The organism is Streptomyces sp. NPDC052052 (genome assembly GCF_040680455.1).
Taxonomy (GTDB): Bacteria; Actinomycetota; Actinomycetes; order Streptomycetales; family Streptomycetaceae; genus Streptomyces.
Window position 1 is genome coordinate 24921 of sequence record NZ_JBFAWU010000036.1, and the last position, 17879, is coordinate 42799.

Here is a 17879-nt window from a genome sequence, read left to right on the forward strand (position 1 = left end):
TCGACGCGATGCGCCAGGCCATCAAGGAGGGAACCCTGCCGAATCTGCCGGCAGCCGATGAAGATCCAGTTCGGTCAACGTCATCGACTTTGTTCCTCCGCCTGCCGCAGAGTGGCCTACATCGAACGTCGTTCCCGCGAGGAGGGCACCCCTGACCGGCAGCTATCCCGCGACTGCGTCGCTTGCGAAGGCCCCATGCCGCCGACCTCCCAAATCGTCGAGCGCACCTGCTCGGAGACATGCGAAGTTGGTGACGCTCTCGCGGAGGCGTGCCGCTGGCGGCTTTAGTTCGTCGGTGATCCGTTGCGCGGCCCACTTGTGCTCGCGGCGCCAGGACTCGATCTGCGCGATGACCCATGCTGGAGTCGCATCCGGCGCATGCGCGAGAGATACCCATCTCAGCGGCGACGTGGGCGATGGGAGATGTCTGGTACCGCTTCACGAGCCGCCTACGGCCCTCGACGCTCAGGGGCGCATTCGCGTGGGGCACTCGTCGTCCTCTCGAAGTCAGACGACGGCAGGCGCGACACCTATCGTGCGCGCCTGCCGCATTGTGGCCTTTCAGCCCCGCGGTGCCACGCGGATACGGTTCCCGTCAGGATCGGCTGCGAGGAAGGTCAGCCCGAACCCCAGATCATGAGGCTCGCGCAGGATCGTGACGCCCTTGGACTGCCACTGCTTGAAGATCGCGTTGATCTCGTCGGGCCCACCCCCGTGGATGGCCAGGCACACCTCACTGGTGCGCGGGACGTCCGGTGACAGATCCTCGAACTGGCCAGACCACAGAGCAAGGTCAGCGCTGGGCCCGAGGTCGAAGGTGATGTATCCCGGAGTCTCGAACGAGGGGCTCATGCCGAGGAGGTCGCCGTAGAAACGAGCTGCGGCGGGAGCGTCGTTCACGTAGACGATGGACAGAACGGATGTGGTCATGGTTGTTCCTTCTCGCAGGTCGTTGGTACGCATCCATCAGCCTGACCGGGATATGCGCCGCATCGTGTCGCAATTCCTGAAAACCTTGGTAGGTGACCCCAGACCGCTTCTTCACCCTGATGCTGCTCCTCGCATCAAGGGATGCCGTGACCACACAGGAACTTGCCTCGGCGCTCGGGGTGTCCCTTCGAACCATCACCCGGGACCTGAACTGGCTCCGCGACGCCGGTCTCCCGGTGACCGCACAACGGGGCCGCCTCGGAGGCGTGACCATGCTGCCCGGGTCCGGGCTCGACCTCACGCGACTTACGCCGGGCGAGCGTGATCATCTGTCGCTCACCGGGCTGGATGAGAAGCAACGTGCGGAGCTCAACGCATCCGTCGAAAGCCGGCGCGCGCTCTCCAAGATCGGCGCTGCACAGTCACGGCGAGTTCATGAACTCCTGCCGCTCACCGACGTAGTGCACGTGGACAGCCGTCCCTGGCTCCAGGCACATATGTCCGGCACGACTCCGGCTTCGCTGATCGGCCCAGTGCGGCGAGGTCGCCGGCTACGGATCGGGTACGAGAGCCCACGCGAGTCATGCCCACGCGACCTGGTCGTGGATCCCTACGGGCTGCTCGCCAAGGCCGGCACCTGGTACCTCGTCGCCGACCGTGCCCGAGTGCCACGGATGTACCGACTCGAACGGATCACGACGTGGAAAGAAGTCGACCAGCCACGACGGATCCGCGAGAGCCAGACCCTCGCCACCGTCGCTGCAGCGCTCGTTGCTCAGTGGGAACACAACCACGCGATAGAGGTCACCGCCACCATCGACCAGACCCAAATCGAGCGAGCGCAACGGATCTTTGGCCTACGACTCGTCCGGGATGACCATGAGGAATCCGCCACCGGCCACAAGGTGACGATCCGCTTCCTGCATCTGGAGGACGTGCGAGCACTACTGCCGTTCGGGAGCGCCATCACTGTGCACGGCCCCACCGAAGCCAGGGCTCACCTCCGCGACCTCGCCACCAATCTTGCCCACCACTATGCGCCGTCAGTGACGTCCTGACCCGCAACAACTAACAGGCGATCGATCACGGTCACAGACGGCCGGCACTGAGGCAATCAACCTTCACTGAGACGAACGGGCCAGCACCAATCTCGGCTGAGACGAAAGCGAATCAGTGCAGCTTGCTTGAGATCGCATCAACCTTCACTGCGACAGGTCAGCGCGGGTCGGGGTTCGGGGGTTGCTGCGCGAGCTATTCCGATATATCGTTGAGGTATCGCGACAGACAATCAACGAAAGGAACGTAACGATGCGTTCGCATGGACACGAATACGGGCGTCGTGGGCCCGGTCATCAGAGGCAAGGCGATTTCGAGGGGCGGCGGGCGGCCTTCGGCCAGTTCGGTCCGCCGTTCGGTGGAGGCCCCTTCGGGGGTGGTCCGTTCGGTGGGCGCGGTCGGGGCGGTGGACGGGGGAGGGCGCGGCGCGGTGACGTGCGCGCGTCGATCCTGGCGCTGCTGAAGGACCGCCCGATGCACGGGTACGAGATGATCCAGGAGATCGGTGAGCGCAGCGGCGGGACCTGGCGGCCCAGTCCGGGTTCGGTCTATCCGACCCTGCAGCTGCTGGAGGACGAGGGCCTCATCGTCAGTGCGAGCGAGGGCGGCAAGAAGCTGTTCACGCTCACCGACAGTGGCCGCGCCGAGGCGGAGTCCGGTTCCGACGCACCCTGGGAGGAAGTCGGGCGCGGGGTCGACTGGGAGGGTGCCAGGGAGATCCGGCAGGCCGGCTTCGGGTTGATGGAGGCCTTCGGCCAGGTCTGGAAGACCGGCTCGGCCGATCAGCGTGAGAAGGCGCTCGCGGTCGTCAATGACGCCCGTAAGAGGCTCTATCTGATCCTCGCCGAAGAGCAGTGAGTCCGGAGGATCGAGCATTGAGTGCGACGAGGGCCTCGCGGTCGGCCGCGAGGCCCTCCCCCCTGACGTCCCCGTGACCGTCAGGCCGTGACCAGTCCGCCCAGTTTGCGCAGCGACTCGACGAGCGCGGTGGTGGCCGAGTCCCTCAGCTTGCCCGCCATCAGTGAGACCGCGGCGCCGGTGAACTCCCCGTCGATGCGTACCGAGGTCGCGTCCCCGTCCGGGGTCAGTGAGTAGCGCATGGCCAGGTTGACGCCCATCGGTCCCTTGCCCTGGGTGGCCAGCAGGCGGGCGGTCTCCAGCTCCGTCACCGTCCAGGTCACCTCGGCAGGGAAGCCCATCAGTTTCAGGTTCTCCTCGTAGGTGGCCGCGAGTTCGAGCGTTGCCGGACCGCCCTTGGGGAAGCTTGTGTGGGTGGCGTTCCACTGGTCGTACGCGGTGAAGTCCGTCAGCTGGGCCCAGACCTTCTCGGCCGGTGCTTCGATGCGTGCTTCTGCACTGACTTCGGCCATGCGACCACCCCTTCTCGGCGGGTTACGGTGTCGCGGAACGTAGCCGGAGTGGCGGGAACATTCAATACTGATGAACCGTCAGGTTTGCGCGTTCGACCCTTCCGGGTCCGCCCGTCGGATCGGTGCCGCATCGACGTGCTCGCGGGCGTGCGGGTGCGGGCGCCTGGAGAGGAAGTGTCAGGGGTGACAGGGGTGACGCTCCTGACCGCAGCTGTCATGATGTGCCGATGTACGCGCCTCAGGGGAGAAGCGCCGGCCTGGGCACAGCCCTGGCCTCGGCGTTCGCATTCGGTGGTTCCGGGGTGGCGGCCAAGCCGCTGATCGAGGCGGGGCTCGATCCGCTCCACGTGGTGTGGCTGAGGGTGGCGGGCGCCGCCCTGGTCATGCTGCCGGTCGTCTGGCGCCACCGGGCCCTCGTACGTAACCGGCCCGCCCTGCTCCTGGGGTTCGGGCTGTTCGCCGTGGCCGGGGTGCAGGCCTGTTACTTCGCCGCGATCTCCCGTATCCCCGTCGGTGTCGCGCTCCTCGTCGAGTATCTGTCCCCCGCGCTCGTCCTCGGCTGGGTCCGCTTCGTGCAGCGCCGGACGGTCACCCGGCGCGCCGCGATCGGAGTGGTGCTCGCCGCCGGAGGGCTCGCCTGTGTGGTCGAGGTCTGGTCCGGGCTCGGCTTCGACCTGATCGGGCTGCTGCTCGCACTCGGTGCCGCCTGCTGCCAGGTGGCCTACTTCGTCCTGTCGGACCAGGGCAGCGCGGACGGAGCCCAAGGGGTCGAACCGCCGCATCCGCTCGGTGTCATCGCGTACGGGCTGCTGATCGGCGCGGCCGTCCTCACCGCGGTCGCACGGCCCTGGGGGATGGACTGGCCGGTTCTGGCCGGTTCGGCAGACATGAACGGCGCGGACATACCCGCCTGGCTGCTGCTCGGCTGGATCGTACTGATGGCCACGGTGGTCGCCTACATCACCGGGGTGGTCTCGGTACGGCTGCTCTCGCCCGCGGTGGCCGGTGTCGTCGCCTGTCTCGAGGCGGTCATCGCGACGGTGTTCGCCTGGGTGCTGCTCGGCGAGCACCTTTCGGCGCCGCAGCTCGGGGGCGGCGCCCTGGTGCTGATCGGGGCCTTCATCGCCCAGTCGGCAACGCCGAGGACGGCCTCCGGCCCTGTCGCATCCGGACCGGGCGAGGGCCGTGCCGCGGATGCGGACCGAGGACGTCCGGCTGCCGAGCAGGAGTTGTCCGGGGGACGTGCCGCGACGTAACGTGACAGCCATGCATTCGACCGTGCTTCCGCCGCCTGCCGCCTAGGGACTTTCGTTCGGCTCAGGCCAGGCTCGCGTGCCCCGTTGCCGCATCTCGCCGCGTTGTCGTCGGCACCGAAACTCCTTCCCGGAGCTCTCGGTTCCGCTCGAGCAGGGGAGACCCCATCCGGCTCCCTCCGCCGCCTTGCGATGCACGGCACCGCTCCCCGATCCAGCCTGAGCCGGACGAAGGGCCCTGGCGCGCGCGGCACTCCTGACGAAGACCGGCTCGGGCCGTTCCCGGGCGGTTCGTCGCTGCCCGTGTGCGCATTCGAGCGACCACCGTCCAGTCTTCCTTCGGAGAAGCCACGTGTCGAACCCTGCTTCCGGCCTGCCCATCGGGCGGAGCCTCATCTATCTGATCGTCGCCGGTGTTGCCTGGGGCACCGCCGGGGCTGCCGCTTCGCTGATCTTCGAGGTCAGCGACCTGGGCCCGCTCGCCCTGTCGTTCTGGCGCTGCCTGGGAGGCCTCGCGCTGCTGCTCGTCGTGCTGGCGCTCCGGCCCCGGCGTCCGGCCGTCCCCGCCGAACCGCGCGGTCGTCGGCTGCTGCGCATCGTCGGGAACGGCGTCGGTCTCACCGTCTTCCAGGGCGCCTACTTCGCTGCCGTGGAGGCGACAGGACTCGCGGTCGGGACCGTCGTCACCCTCGGGGCGGGCCCCGTGCTCATCGCGGTGGGTGCGCGGCTGACCATGGGGGAGCGGCTGGGGCGCGGTGGACTCGTCGCGGTGGCGGCGTCCCTGGCCGGTCTCGCCGTACTGGTCCTCGGCGGCGACGCTGCCACCGTGCGGCCCGCCGGAGTCGCGCTGGCGCTGCTCTCCGCGGCGGGCTACGCGACGATCACCCTGCTGACCCGGTGGCTCGGCCGCGACGGCGGTGCCACCGACCCGCTCGCCACCAGTGCCTGGGCGTTCGGGATCGGAGCCGTCGGGCTGCTGCCGATGGCGGCAGCCGAAGGGTTCGTACCGCACACCGTTCAGACCGTGCAGGTGGTGGCGCTGCTGGTCTATGTGGCCGCGATACCGACCGCGCTGGCCTATGGGCTCTACTTCGCCGGCGCCGCGGTGGTGCGTGCCGCGACGGTGTCCGTGATCATGCTGCTCGAACCGGTCAGTGCGGCGGTCATCGCCGTGGTGGTGTTTCGTGAGCGGCTCACCGCGACCACGGTCCTCGGGACGCTGATGCTGCTCGCGGCTGTGGTGGGACTGGCATTCGCCGAGGCGCGCGGCGCCGCGCACGCCCGTCGCCGAGCGGCCGTGCCGGCCTGACCGCATCCGGCGGAGGGCCCACCTGTCAGCCGGGTGGGCCCCTCCGGCCGGAGCGGCCGGGAGGGGTCAGAGGGCGGTGAGGTAGTCGGGTACCCCGACCGCGGGGTCCAGGTCGTCCGAGGGGATCGGTGCCGCATAGCCGTGGGCGAGCGGGACGACGCCCGCCCAGTGGGGGAGTTCCAGATCGCGGGGCTCGTCGTTGGGGCCGCCGGTGCGGATCTTGGCGGAGACCTCCTGGAGGTCCAGCCGGATCACGGCTGTGGCGGCGAGCTCCTTCTCGTCGGCGGGCCGGGAGTCGGCGGACCGGCCCGGCACCACATGGTCGACGATCGCGTCGAGGGCGGTCCGTCGCTCCTGCGGGTCGGTCACCGTGCGAGCGATGCCGTGGACCACGACGGAGCGGTAGTTGATCGAGTGATGGAAGGCGGAGCGGGCCAGCACCAGCCCGTCGACATGCGTCACCGTCAGACAGATGGGCAGGCCCGGATCGGTCCGACCGGTCTCCCGCAGCGGCCTGGAGCCGGTCGAGCCGTGTACGTAGAGCCGCTCGCCGATCCGGCCGAAGAGCGTCGGCAGGACGACCGGCGCACCGTCGCGGACGAAGCCGAGATGGCACACGTAGGCCTCGTCGAGTATCGCGTGCACCAGTTCCCTGTCGTACGCCGCGCGGTCGCGGGAACGGGTCGGGACGGTGCGCTCGGTCGGCCGGTATACGGCTGCGGTCTCGCTCGTGGACTGCGGCGGTGCGCTCTCCGACATTGCGTACTCCATTGCACTAGTGCATAATCGCTGTTGTGCTAGGAGAGTATCGGATCGTCGGACGGCGTGCATCGGAAATTGCCGCCAGTGTGGAGCGAGGTGTCGGGTCGGGGGACCTGGCGCCTGGACAACTGCTGCCGCCGATGCGGGAGTTGGCGGCGGTCCTGGGGGTGAATCCCAATACGGTGGCGGCCGCCTACCGCACGCTGCGCGAGCGCGGGGTGATCGAGACGGCAGGGCGCCGGGGCAGTCGGGTCCGGCCTCGCCCCGCGAGTACGGCGCGCGGTTCGCTCCGGGTCGAGGCGCCGCCCGGAGTGCGGGATCTGGGCGCGGGGAACCCCGACCCGGCGCTGCTGCCCCCGCTGGGTGAGGCGTTCGCGGCGACGGCGGGCGAGTACGCGCGGGAGCCCGGGATGTACGGACAGGCGTCGGTGGACCCGGAGTTCGCCGCGAACGCCCGTGCCGCGCTGGATGCCGACGGAGTGCCTCCGGGGCCGGTCGTCGCGGCCTCGGGATCGCTGGACGCGATCGAGCGTGTGCTGATGGCGCATCTCAAGCCCGGTGACGCGGTGGCCGTCGAGGACCCGGGGTGGGGCAGCATGCTGGATCTCGTACCGGCCCTGGGGCTGCGTCCCGTGCCCGTGGCACTCGACGACGAGGGTCCGCTGCCCGATGCCGTCGCGCACGCGCTCGATGCCGGTGTCCGCGCGCTCGTGATCACCGATCGGGCCCAGAATCCGACCGGTGCCGCGATCGGCGCCGAGCGCGCCCGCGCACTGCGGGACGTCCTCGCCGGACACCGCGATGTCCTCCTGATCGAGGACGACCACGGGCACGCCATCGTCGATCTTCCGCTGTACCCGCTGGCGGGTGCCACGGACCGGTGGGCCTTCGTGCGGTCGGTCGCCAAGGCGTACGGGCCGGATCTCCGGGTCGCCGTGCTGACCGGCGATCCGGTCACCACGGACCGGGTGTCGGGCCGGCAGCGGCTGGGGCCCGGCTGGGTCAGCCGACTGCTGCAACGGACCGTGGTGCACCTGTGGACCTCGGGCACGGTCGACCCCGGTGCGGTGGCCCGGGCCTACGGACAGCGGCGGGACGCACTCGTGCGGGCGCTGGCGGAGCGAGGCGTGGAGGCGCACGGGCGCAGCGGCATGAACGTGTGGGTGCCGGTCGCCGACGAGACCGGTGCGGTGGCGCGGCTGCTGCACGCGGGCTGGGCCGTCGCGCCCGGCGCGCGGTTCCGGATGGCCGCGCCGCAGGGGATCCGGCTCACCGTCTCGCCGCTCGCCGATGCCGACATCGGTCCGCTGGCCGACGCGGTGGCCGCTGCGGTGGGGCCGGTGAAACCGCTGACCTACGGCTGAGTCCCGGTCCCGGGCGGCCGGCCCCCGTTCCGGGGTGTCCGACCCCTGGTCCCGGGCCCGCTGCCACGCGCCCTGCTCTGGGTGAGCGCGGCTCCGGCCAGGACCACGAGCGCCCCGAGGGGGGTGTTCCAGCTCAGGCCCTCGCCCAGGACGACGACACCGGCAGCGGTGGCGATCACCGGGATGAAGTAGGTGACCATCTGTGCGGTCGTCGGCCCGACCTCCTCCACCAGCCCGTACTGGATCAGCACCGCGAGACCTGTGCCGAGCGCCCCCAGAGCGACCACGGCAAGGGTCGGAAGCAGGGGGAACCCATCGGGAGCCGAGGTGAACAGCGGGGTCACCACGGCGAGCTGGAGCGTGCCGAGGAAGAGCTGACTGCCGGTCAGGGCGAGCGTGGACGAACCACTTCCGGCGAGCGTCCTGCGGACGTAGATCCAGCCGATCGGGTAGCTGAGCGAGGCGAGCAGGGCCATGGCCGTACCGCTGATGTCCAGCCCGTTGAAACCCTGCCAGGCGCCCAGCACGGTCAGCACACCGAGGAATCCGAGCCCGAGTCCGGCGACCCGGCGGCGGGTCGGCCGGTCCTCGGAGAGCGCGACGAGCGAGAGCGCCATGCCCCACAGCGGCGAGGTCGCGTTGCAGATTCCGGCCAGCGTCGACGGGATGCTCAGTTCGGCGTACGCGAAGAGCGAGAACGGCAGGGCGTTCAGGAAGAACGCGGCGACGGCCAGATGTCCCCAGGTGCGGGCCCCGCGCGGCAGCCGCTCGCGTCGTACCGCCATGGCGACGGCCAGCACCGCCGTGCCTGACAGGAGGCGGCCGAGGGTGACCTGGAACGGCGCGTACCCCTGGGTGCCGACCTTGATCAGGAGAAAGCTGAAACCCCAGATGAGCGAGAGGGCGCCGAATCGTATGCGCCAGTCCGTCGGCCGGCGTGCCGCAGACGCCGGGACCGGAGCCCCTGCCGTCCGACCGGTCGGCAGGGCAGGGGCGGAGAGCTCGGCGGGAGGGGGGCTGCTCGGTGCGGTGAGGGCGCTCATGGGGTCAACCATGGCCGAGGCCATTGCGTAGAACAAGCGAGATTCTGTACGCGCATTCGCGTAGCATTGCTTACATGTTGAACCTGGAGCGCCTGCGTACCCTGGACGCCGTCGCGCGGCACGGATCGGTCGGTGGTGCGGCTGAGGGGCTGCATGTGACCACCTCGGCGATTTCCCAGCAGATGTCGAAGCTGGAACGGGAAGTGGGCCAGCAGCTCCTCGCCAGGAACGGCCGAGGTGTCCGGCTCACCGACGCCGGTCGACTGCTCGCCGACCACGCGGCCCGCATCCTGTCCCAGGTCGAGCTGGCCCAGTCCGACATCGAGGCGCAACGCGGGGAGGTGGTGGGTGAGATCCTGCTCTCCGCCTTTCCGACCGCGGCGCGAGGACTCTTCCCCGCGACCCTTCTCGCGCTGCGCGCGGACCACCCCGAGCTGCGGGTCCGGACGAGCGAACTGGAGCCCGAGGCCGGGATCCGCGCGGTGCTCAGGGGCGACGTCGACCTCGCGGTGGTGCTGGACTGGAGCAACAAGCGACTGCCGGTGCCCGGCGGCCTGGCCAGGGTCGGCATTCTGGACGATGCCCCGGACGTCGCGATGCCGGCCGGTCATCGCCTCGCGGACCGGGTGGAGGTGGACCTGGAGGAGTTCGCCGACGACGACTGGATCTCCTGGCCCGAGGGAGAATTCTGTTACGACTGGCTGATGTTCACCCTGCGCTCCAAGGGTATCGAACCGTGCATCGCGCACCTGGCAGGTGAGCACCACACCCAACTCGCCCTGGTCGCCGCAGGGATGGGTGTCTGTGTGGCGCCCCGGCTGGGCCGGGGGCCGGTGCCCGAGGGGGTGCGGCTCGTCCCCGTACGGCAGAGGATGCTGCGGCACGTCCATGCGGTGTGGCGCACGGACGCGGACCGGCGTCCGTCGATCAGGGCGGCGGTGGCCGCGCTCCGGGCGGCCGGCCGGGCCGCGGCATAGGGAATGGCGGCAGGGGCTCAGGTGGCGGACACCTCTGCGATCTTCCGGAAGTCCCAGGAGGTGATGGTCTCCGGGGTGAGACGCAGCCAGGCGTGCCGACCGTCGTGCGGCATGGTCTGCATACCGAAGTACTTCGCCGCGAAAAGCCTTTCCGGCAGGTCGAGTTCGGGACAGGGCTCGCCGGTTCGGGGCGCCTCCGCCACCGGGACGGCGGTGCCGGAGAGCTCGACGCCGCGCAGGTCCGTGTACTCCACCCCGTCGTCCACGACCACCGCGATCCTCGGGTCGTCGCGCAGCTGGGACCAGCGCAGGCTACGGGTGATCGAGTACAGCCAGAGGGACGTGCCGTCCCAGGCGAACCAGAGGGCGCCGACGTGTGGGCGGCCGTCCGCGGAGACGGTCGCGACCCGGCAGGTGCGCTGCTCGGCGAGATAGGCGTCGCGTTCCTCGTCCGTCATCATGATCCGACGGCCTCGTCGCTGACTGGCGGGCATGGAATCCCCTTCGACGTAACTGACTACCTGTCAGAAATCATGGGGTCTCTTCCCTCGTCATGCAATGGCCGTTACCCTCGCGCGCCGATCCGCCGTAGAAGGGGGCAACCGTGCCGTCGAAGGAACAACTTGCCGAGCAGCTCGATCCTGGCTCCTGCGTGCTGCTGACGGTCGAATGCCAGCAAGGAGTCGTGGGCCCCGCGAGCGCGCTGCCCGAACTGGCCGAGGAGGCCCGGTCGTCCGGCGCGCTGCGCCGGATCGCCCGGTTGGTGGCAGCGGCTCACGAGGCCGGGGTCCAGGTGCTCCACGCGGTGGCCGAGCGACGGCCCGACGGGCGGGGTGCCAACAGCAACGCCCGCCTCTTCCGGGCCGCGGGCCGGTTACCCGTACAACAGCTCTCGGGCACCACGGCGGTACGGATCGCCCCGCCCATCGAGGTGGCGGACGAGGACCTGATCGTCCGGAGACTGCACGGCCTCTCGCCCATCGCCGGTACGGACGTGGACGCGCTGCTGCGCAACCTCGGCTGCCGGACGCTCGTTGTCACCGGGGTCTCGGCCAATGTCGCCGTTCCCAACGCGGTGTTCGACGCGGTGAATCTCGGATACACGGCAGTGGTGCCGTCAGACGCCATCGCGGGAGTGCCGGCGGAATACACCCCCGCGGTGATCCGTCACACACTCGCGCTCGTCGCCACCGTCACGACCACCGACGAGGTGCTCGGCTGCTGGCCGAGCCGCAGGCGGGCCAGGGGCTGACCGGCGGGCGGGGCAGGACAGCTCTCAGGGCGCGAGCGTGATCGAGTCGCCGCTGACCCTGATCGACCGGGCGGCCAGCGGACGGGTGGCCGGGCCTCTCTTCACCTCACCCGTCGCCACGTCGAACTTGCTCCCGTGGCAGGGGCAGTTGATGACTCCGTTCGACACGCTCGACACCGCGCATCCCTGGTGGGGGCAGTCCGCCGAGAACGCCTTGAACTCACCGGCCTTCGGCTGCGTCACCACGACGCCCCGGTCGGCGAATACCGTTCCGCCGCCCTCCGGGATGTCGGAGGTCTTCGCCAGGGACTCTCCGGCTGCCTCCGTCGATCCGCCATCGGTCGGCCGGGCCGCGCTCCGGCCGCCCATGGCAGGCCGGATCGCATCCGTACCGTCCGAGTCCTTCTGACTGCCGCACGCGGTGAGTACGGCAGCCGCCGATACGGCTCCGATCGCTGCGACAACGGATCGGCGCCCGGGACCGTCCTCGTGCTCCTGCGATGCGGTCATGCCGGCCTTCCCTTCCATGCTGCTCTCGATCGGGGTGTTCACTTCGGTGTTCACGACTTCGATGTCCACGATTTCTGTGTTCACGGCTTCCATGGGGTGATGCGGAGTGGGACTTCCGTGTCCGGCAGCCCAGGGGCCTCTCGAGGAAGTCCCGCTCCGGCGGCGGCAGATGGATCGTCGCCTCCTTCCCTGTGGCCGGGTGGTCCGCCCGACTGCGTGGCGGAGACCCGTACCAGGAAGGAGACGGCCCCATGGTCATCGGCAGGTCCGCGCACCGGCATGAGCGGGTGTGCCGGCCCGGCCGCTCCCGGGGCGGCAATCCGCGGCTGCACATGTGTGGAAGTGCATTCGGATGGCGGACGGGCTGTTCCTCCTCACGGGTGGCGCCCGGCCGGAACGGTGGGACGGCGCTCGCGGGCGGCGGCGGGCAGCCGGACCGCGGATCCCGCCCTGAAAAGCCGCACCCGGTGCGCGAGACCTCCGCGTTCGCCGTACCGCCCTCGCACGGGGCTCTGGCGCGGCGGCCGCACAGAGCGGGAGTGTCAGAGGCGTCTGCCAGGCTGATCCGCATGACACCGAGGAGCTTCGACGTCATCGATCGGGCCGTTCGCGGCGGTCGGGGTCCGGACCCCCCGACGCCGGAACACCGTCCGGACCGGACCCCGGACGGCCCGGCGCGTGACCGGTGCCTCGATGCCGACGTCGCCCGGTGCGGCCCGGTTTTCCGTCAATTTCTGCCTGAATGTACTCACAGGGGGCCATGGCGCGGACTGGGGTGGGGGTATCCCCCCATCATTCAGGGGGCGCACCGGATCGCTGACGGATCGATCGCTGCGTAGCGTCATTGACCTGTTGAACCACACGTCGAGAACGTCCCGAACGGGAGGAAATCGTGTCCACACGCAAAAGCAGGATCCCGGTCATTCTCTTAGCCGGCGCTGTGCTGGTCGTACTGGCGGCAGTGGGGGCTGGGGCCGTCGTCGGGTTCTGGGGCTCGGTCGACGACAAGAGCGCCCCGGTGCAGCGCACCTTCGAGGTGGGCGGTGACCGGCTCACCATCTCCCGGAGCAACGGTGACCTCGACGTGCGGCCCGCCGACGTCGACGAGGTCGAGGTGAAGCGGTGGTTCTCCGGATGGTCGGTCTTCGGGAAGCCCAAGGCGTCCTGGGACCTCGTGGGCGACAAGCTCACGTTGGGCACCGACTGCGGATTCGTCATCAGCAGCTGTTCCGCCCGCTACGAGGTGCTCGTCCCGAAGAACCTCGCCCTGACCGTCGAGGGTGACAACGGCGAGACCACCGCCACCGGCTTCGACACGGCACTGCGGATCCGCTCGGACAACGGGTCGGTCCATGTCTCCGACGCCTCCGGCAGCCTCACGCTGCACAGCGGAAGCGGGGAACTCCGGGCCACCGGCATCGACTCCGGCCGGGTCGAGGCCAGGTCCGCCAACGGGAAGGTGTACCTCGCCTTTGTCTCCACGCCCGACCGCGTGGACGTGCGGACGGAGAACGGCGGAGTGACGGTCGAGGTGCCGGACGCCGCGTACAAGGTCACGACCAGGACGGAAAACGGGGACGTCGAGGCCAACGTGCCCACGGACGCGTCCAGTGACCGCACGATCTCGGCGCGGACCGAGAACGGCGCGATCACCCTGCGTACCGCGGGCTAGGGCCTCGCGTTCGGATCACGCCGGGCTCGCATGCCCCGGCGCCGCACCTTGCCCTTCGTCGGTCGCACGGCTCCGCCATGACCTCCTCCTCCGCCCTGCGATTGCGCGGCACCGGACTCCGCTCCCTGATCCGGCCCGATCCGAACGAAAGACCCTGGAAGCGCGACCCTCACACGACAAGGAACCGATGATGCAGTTCCCGTCCAGGCGCGACGCAACGCCGAACGACGGTACTCCGGGTATCGGAAACCACGAGTACTCACCCTGGATGCGCTCGAACACGGCCGATGAAGCGCAGGGCCGTCACGACGGACCGATCCCACGCGTGCCGCGTGACGAGGTGCGCCGCCGGTTGCTGGCCGCGGCCGCGAAGTCGTTCGCCGAACGCGGGTACGACGACAGCAGACTGGAGGACATCGCCAACGCCGCCGGATTCACCAAGGGCGCCGTCTACTCGAACTTCTCCGGCAAGCCGGAGCTCTTCGGCGCCATCCTCGGGGCGGGCGCGGACACCGAGTTCAACCTGGTGATGACGGAGATCCGCGACGCCGACGACCCGGCCGAGGCGATCGGCCTGGCCGCGCGGACGGTCGCCCGGCGGATCGTCGACGACGCCGAACGCGGGCAGCTCGGCCTGGAGTTCGCCGCGCGCGCCGCCCGTGACGACAGGACGCGGGACATCCTGACCCAGTTGCGTCGCGCTCAGCGGGCGGCCGCGAGCCGGTCGATCACCGAGGTCGCCGAACGCAGTGGGGTCAGGACGGCCGTCAACCCCGAGCTGGCCGCGCTGATCCTGCACTGCCTGTGCAACGGCCTCTCGAACGAACGCATCGCCGACCCGGCAGCGATCGATGCCGACACCGTGGAGGACGCCCTGTCCGCGGTGCTCACGATGCTTCTCGGCCCCACCGACAGCTTAAGGACCACGTGATGGCAACCCTGCTCTACTCCCTCGGCCGGGCGGCCTTCCGCCACCGCGGCCGGTTCCTCGCCGGCTGGCTACTGCTCATCGCACTGGTGGGCGGGGGACTGGTCATGTTCGGCTCGCAGCTCGACAGCGAGGCCACCATCCCCGGCTCCCAGTCCCAGAAGGGCATCGACGTACTGGAGAAGTCGCTTCCGTCCTCCACCGGAGTCACGGCACAGATCGTCTTCGTCGCCCCGAAGGGCTCGACGGTCGACGATCCCGACCACCGCACCGTCATCGAGAAGACGGTCGCGGCCGCGGGCAAGGCCCCACAGGTCGAGACGGCGGTCGACCCCTTCGAGGTCCAGTCCGTCTCCGCCGACCGGCGCACCGCACTCGCGCAGGTGCTCTATCCGATCAAGCGTGACGCGTTGGAGGACTCCAGCGTCGCAGCGCTGGAGAAGATCGCCTTCGACGCCCGGTCCAGCGGGCTGCGGGCCGAGGTCGGCGGCACCATCTACAGCACGGCCGGTCTGGAGGTCGGGACCGGCGAGGTGATCGGCCTGGTCGTCGCCGTCCTGGTCCTCGTCATCACCTTCGGATCACTGCCGGCGGCGGGGCTGCCGCTGCTGTCGGCGCTGGTCGGACTCGTCGTCGGACTGGTAGGGCTCCTGCTGGTCTCGAACGTCGCCACGGTCTCGTCCACGGCGCCGAGCCTGGCCCTGATGGTCGGGCTCGCCGTCGGCATCGACTACGCGCTGCTCATCCTGTCCAGGCATCGCACCCAGCTCGCGAACGGGATGGACGCCCAGGAGTCGGCGGCACGGGCCACCGGCACCGCGGGCAGCGCCGTGGTCTTCGCGGGTCTGACCGTGATCATCGCGCTCTCGGGACTGACCGTCGTCGGCATCCCGTTCCTGAGCGTCATGGGTCTGGCCGCCGCCGGCACCGTGCTGATGGCGGTGCTGGTGGCGATCACCCTGCTTCCCGCCCTCTTCGGGTTCGCGGGAACGCGGCTGAAGCCCAGACCCGGATCGCGCGCCGCCCGGCGGGAGCGCGACACGGCCGACTCCGCGGGCCGGTCCATGGGCGAGCGGTGGGCCCGGATCGTCACCCGCCGTCCGCTGGTGACAGTGGTGGCCGTCGTCCTCGGCCTCGGCGCGATGGCGCTGCCGGCCTCCCAGCTCACCCTGGCCATGCCCGACAACGGCACGGCGGCCCCCGAGTCGACACAGCGCAAGGCATACGACCTGATCTCCGATGCTTTCGGTCCCGGCCGCAACGGGCGGCTCATCGTCCTCGTCCGGACCGAGCGCACGGACCCCGAGGCGGCCGCCCGCCAGGTGGCGGCCGGGATCGATCGGCTCGATCTGCCCGAGGTCCTGTCCGTCAGTTCCCCGCAGGCCGGCACGGACGGCAGGACGGCGATCGTGACCGTCGTGCCGAAGGCCGGCCCACGGGCCGAGGAGACGGTGCAACTGGTCCGCGACATCCGCGCCGTCACCCCGGGGCTGGGGGAGAAGGCGGAGGCCGAGGTGCTGGTCACCGGCTCCACCGCCGCTGCGATCGACGTGTCCGACCGGCTGAGCGATTCACTGATCCCGTTCGCTGCGATCGTGGTCGGGCTGGCGCTGTTGCTGCTGTTGTTCGTCTTCCGTTCGATCGTGGTTCCCGTCAAGGCGGCCGTCGGATTCCTGCTCTCCGTGGGGGCGGCGTTCGGCGCGGTCGTCGCGGTCTTCCAATGGGGCTGGCTCGCGGACCGGTTCGGTGTTCCGACGACAGGGCCCGTCTTCAGCTTCATGCCGATCGTCCTGATGGCGGTTCTGTTCGGGCTGGCCATGGACTACGAGGTCTTCCTCGTGTCGCGGATGCGTGAGGAATACGTCCGCACCGGCCGTCACGGTGAATCCGTGATCGCGGGGTCACGGTACGCCTCACGAGTAGTCACCGCCGCGGCGCTGATCATGTTCTCCGTATTCGCGAGCTTCGTGACCGCCGAAGACCTCACCCTCAAACCGATCGCCCTGGGTCTTGCCGTCGGTATCGTCGTCGACGCCTTCCTGGTCAGGATGGCCCTGGTGCCGGCTCTCCTGGCGCTGGTGGGCAAGGGCGCCTGGTGGCTGCCCCGCTGGCTCGACCGATTGCTTCCCGACCTCGATGTCGAGGGAGCCGAACTGGATTCCCCGAAGCCGCACGAGGATCGGGAACTGGCGCAAAGCGTGCGCTGAGTCGTCCGCCCCGAGGATGTTTCCACCGGACACGGGACCCGTCATTCTCCTGGTGACAGGGGAATGGCGGGGCGTGTGATCACGTGAGGAAACTTCGGTTGTGGAGGTTTCCCGGAATGCCTTGTGGGGTCGAAGGGGTGTCCGGTAAATCTGTCGAGGTACATATCCCACCTGATAGTGGTTCTGAACGGGGGAAGTATGTCCTTCAAAGCGCGATCCAGTATTTATGAGGTGCTGGACGACCGGTTCCTGATCCCCGCGAACGGGGACAAGAGGCTGGAGTTACTCTTCGACGGCTCCCGGTGGACGGAGGGGCCGATCTACCTGCCGGCGTGGCGGCAGGTCATCTTCAGCGACATCCCGAACGACCGTCTGATGCGTTGGGACGAAACGACCGGCGCGGTCGGTGTCCTTCGTGCTCCGGCCGGATACATCAACGCCAACACCCTCGACCGCGAGGGCCGGTTGATCAGCTGCGAGCAAGGGAGGCGTCGTGTCACGCGGACCGAACACGACGGCTCCATCACGGTCCTGGCCGACACGTTCAAGGGCCACCGCTTCAACGGTCCGAACGACGTGGTCGTACGCTCCGACGGTTCGATCTGGTTCACGGATCCGGTCTTCGGCATCATCAGCAACTACGAAGGAGAGCGCGGCGAGAGCGAGATCGGCGCCAGTAACGTCTACCGGGTGGATCCGGAGTGCGGCGAGGTCCGGATCGTGGCCGACGGTTTCGGTACTCCCAACGGTCTGAGTTTCTCCCCCGACGAGACACAGCTCTTCGTGTCCGACACTCTGGCGGGGCAGGTCCGGGCCTTCGACGTACGACAGGACGGAACCCTCTCCGACGGCAGCACATTCACCGAATCGCCCTTGTCCGAAGCCCAGTTCGACGGCGTCAAGTTCGACGACGAAGGACGGCTGTGGACGGCCGCGGGGCGCAGCGGGCTGCACTGCTACGACCCCGACGGCACCCTGATCGGTCGGATTCTCTTCCCCACACCGGTTTCCAACTTCACCTTCGGAGGGCCGAAGAACAACCGTCTCTTCGTCTCCTCCGCCTCCAGCCTCTACTCCCTGCTGGTGGCCGTCACCGGAGCGCCACGCATCGGCGGCCAGAGCGTGGGCGCACGGTCGAGGCCTGCACGGGACATGGAGCTCTCGGTGGCTGCGATCAGGTGGCAGATGAACTCCGAGACGTCCGAACCCGTGGTCGGGTCCTGACACGAGGGGCGCCGCGACCGCC

At 69.5% G+C, this 17879-nt stretch carries 17 protein-coding genes and 1 pseudogene; 11 read left to right on the plus strand and 7 right to left on the minus strand.

Annotated features, from left to right (window positions below; translation table 11 throughout):
* Nucleotides 1-382: 382 nt before the first annotated feature.
* Both AB0L71_RS30790 and AB0L71_RS30795 read right to left on the minus strand, forming a co-directional pair.
* Nucleotides 383-490: pseudogene (locus tag AB0L71_RS30790) on the minus strand (IS481 family transposase); the annotation flags it as partial.
* Between the two features lie 71 nt (nucleotides 491-561).
* Complete coding sequence (locus tag AB0L71_RS30795; protein ID WP_365249342.1) at nucleotides 562-930, minus strand: VOC family protein; 369 nt, start codon at nucleotides 928-930, stop codon at nucleotides 562-564.
* Between the two features lie 92 nt (nucleotides 931-1022).
* Between AB0L71_RS30795 and AB0L71_RS30800 the strand changes: the two genes are divergently transcribed.
* Both AB0L71_RS30800 and AB0L71_RS30805 read left to right on the plus strand, forming a co-directional pair.
* Entirely contained in the window at nucleotides 1023-1988 is a 966-nt protein-coding gene (locus AB0L71_RS30800; protein WP_365249344.1) for a WYL domain-containing protein, read from the plus strand.
* 250 nt (nucleotides 1989-2238) lie between these two features.
* Nucleotides 2239-2844: a PadR family transcriptional regulator gene (locus tag AB0L71_RS30805; RefSeq protein WP_365249347.1), complete on the plus strand. Its 606-nt coding sequence runs from the start codon at nucleotides 2239-2241 to the stop codon at nucleotides 2842-2844.
* Between the two features lie 80 nt (nucleotides 2845-2924).
* Here AB0L71_RS30805 and AB0L71_RS30810 read toward each other — a convergent pair whose 3' ends face one another.
* Nucleotides 2925-3356, minus strand: a complete 432-nt coding sequence (locus AB0L71_RS30810; protein ID WP_365249350.1) for an SRPBCC family protein — start codon at nucleotides 3354-3356, stop codon at nucleotides 2925-2927.
* Nucleotides 3357-3583: 227 nt separating this feature from the next.
* Here AB0L71_RS30810 and AB0L71_RS30815 point away from each other — a divergent pair, with 227 nt between their 5' ends.
* Nucleotides 3584-4612: an EamA family transporter gene (locus tag AB0L71_RS30815; RefSeq protein WP_365249353.1), complete on the plus strand. Its 1029-nt coding sequence runs from the start codon at nucleotides 3584-3586 to the stop codon at nucleotides 4610-4612.
* Between the two features lie 349 nt (nucleotides 4613-4961).
* Complete coding sequence (locus AB0L71_RS30820) at nucleotides 4962-5918, plus strand: EamA family transporter (RefSeq protein ID WP_365249356.1); 957 nt, start codon at nucleotides 4962-4964, stop codon at nucleotides 5916-5918.
* Nucleotides 5919-5984: 66 nt separating this feature from the next.
* Here AB0L71_RS30820 and AB0L71_RS30825 read toward each other — a convergent pair whose 3' ends face one another.
* On the minus strand, nucleotides 5985-6677 hold the full coding sequence (locus AB0L71_RS30825) for a pyridoxamine 5'-phosphate oxidase family protein (RefSeq protein WP_365249359.1): 693 nt from the start codon (nucleotides 6675-6677) through the stop codon (nucleotides 5985-5987).
* Between the two features lie 35 nt (nucleotides 6678-6712).
* Between AB0L71_RS30825 and AB0L71_RS30830 the strand changes: the two genes are divergently transcribed.
* Entirely contained in the window at nucleotides 6713-8044 is a 1332-nt protein-coding gene (locus AB0L71_RS30830) for an aminotransferase class I/II-fold pyridoxal phosphate-dependent enzyme (protein ID WP_365249362.1), read from the plus strand.
* Here AB0L71_RS30830 and AB0L71_RS30835 read toward each other — a convergent pair.
* Nucleotides 8035-9087 carry a DMT family transporter gene (locus AB0L71_RS30835; protein ID WP_365249365.1) on the minus strand — a complete coding sequence of 351 codons (1053 nt, stop codon included), beginning with the start codon at nucleotides 9085-9087 and terminating at the stop codon, nucleotides 8035-8037. The two genes, AB0L71_RS30830 and AB0L71_RS30835, sit on opposite strands and share 10 nt — an antisense overlap.
* Nucleotides 9088-9161: 74 nt before the next feature.
* Here AB0L71_RS30835 and AB0L71_RS30840 point away from each other — a divergent pair, with 74 nt between their 5' ends.
* Nucleotides 9162-10064, plus strand: coding sequence for a LysR substrate-binding domain-containing protein (locus AB0L71_RS30840; RefSeq protein ID WP_365249368.1), 903 nt, complete (start codon nucleotides 9162-9164; stop codon nucleotides 10062-10064).
* Nucleotides 10065-10081: 17 nt separating this feature from the next.
* On the opposite strand, the gene AB0L71_RS30845 is transcribed toward AB0L71_RS30840, so the two are convergent.
* Nucleotides 10082-10558, minus strand: coding sequence for a pyridoxamine 5'-phosphate oxidase family protein (locus AB0L71_RS30845; protein ID WP_365249371.1), 477 nt, complete (start codon nucleotides 10556-10558; stop codon nucleotides 10082-10084).
* 110 nt (nucleotides 10559-10668) lie between these two features.
* Between AB0L71_RS30845 and AB0L71_RS30850 the strand changes: the two genes are divergently transcribed.
* Nucleotides 10669-11316 carry a cysteine hydrolase gene (locus AB0L71_RS30850; RefSeq protein ID WP_365249374.1) on the plus strand — a complete coding sequence of 216 codons (648 nt, stop codon included), beginning with the start codon at nucleotides 10669-10671 and terminating at the stop codon, nucleotides 11314-11316.
* 24 nt (nucleotides 11317-11340) lie between these two features.
* Here the strand turns inward: AB0L71_RS30850 and AB0L71_RS30855 are convergent, their stop codons facing one another.
* Nucleotides 11341-11826: a Rieske (2Fe-2S) protein gene (locus AB0L71_RS30855; protein ID WP_365249410.1), complete on the minus strand. Its 486-nt coding sequence runs from the start codon at nucleotides 11824-11826 to the stop codon at nucleotides 11341-11343.
* 892 nt (nucleotides 11827-12718) lie between these two features.
* Here AB0L71_RS30855 and AB0L71_RS30860 point away from each other — a divergent pair.
* The 4 genes from AB0L71_RS30860 (at nucleotide 12719) to AB0L71_RS30875 (ending at nucleotide 17857) form a co-directional block, all read left to right on the plus strand.
* Entirely contained in the window at nucleotides 12719-13498 is a 780-nt protein-coding gene (locus AB0L71_RS30860; protein WP_365249376.1) for a DUF4097 family beta strand repeat-containing protein, read from the plus strand.
* A 268-nt stretch (nucleotides 13499-13766) separates the two neighbouring features.
* The gene (locus AB0L71_RS30865) at nucleotides 13767-14429 is read left to right on the plus strand and encodes a TetR family transcriptional regulator (protein ID WP_365249379.1); all 663 of its coding nucleotides are present in this window, start codon (nucleotides 13767-13769) and stop codon (nucleotides 14427-14429) included.
* Nucleotides 14429-16633, plus strand: a complete 2205-nt coding sequence (locus AB0L71_RS30870) for an MMPL family transporter (protein WP_365249382.1) — start codon at nucleotides 14429-14431, stop codon at nucleotides 16631-16633. The genes AB0L71_RS30865 and AB0L71_RS30870 overlap by 1 nt, the downstream gene beginning before the upstream one ends.
* Nucleotides 16634-16831: 198 nt before the next feature.
* Nucleotides 16832-17857 (plus strand): SMP-30/gluconolactonase/LRE family protein, encoded by a 1026-nt coding sequence (locus AB0L71_RS30875; RefSeq protein ID WP_365249384.1) that lies wholly within the window; start codon nucleotides 16832-16834, stop codon nucleotides 17855-17857.
* Nucleotides 17858-17879: the final 22 nt, after the last annotated feature.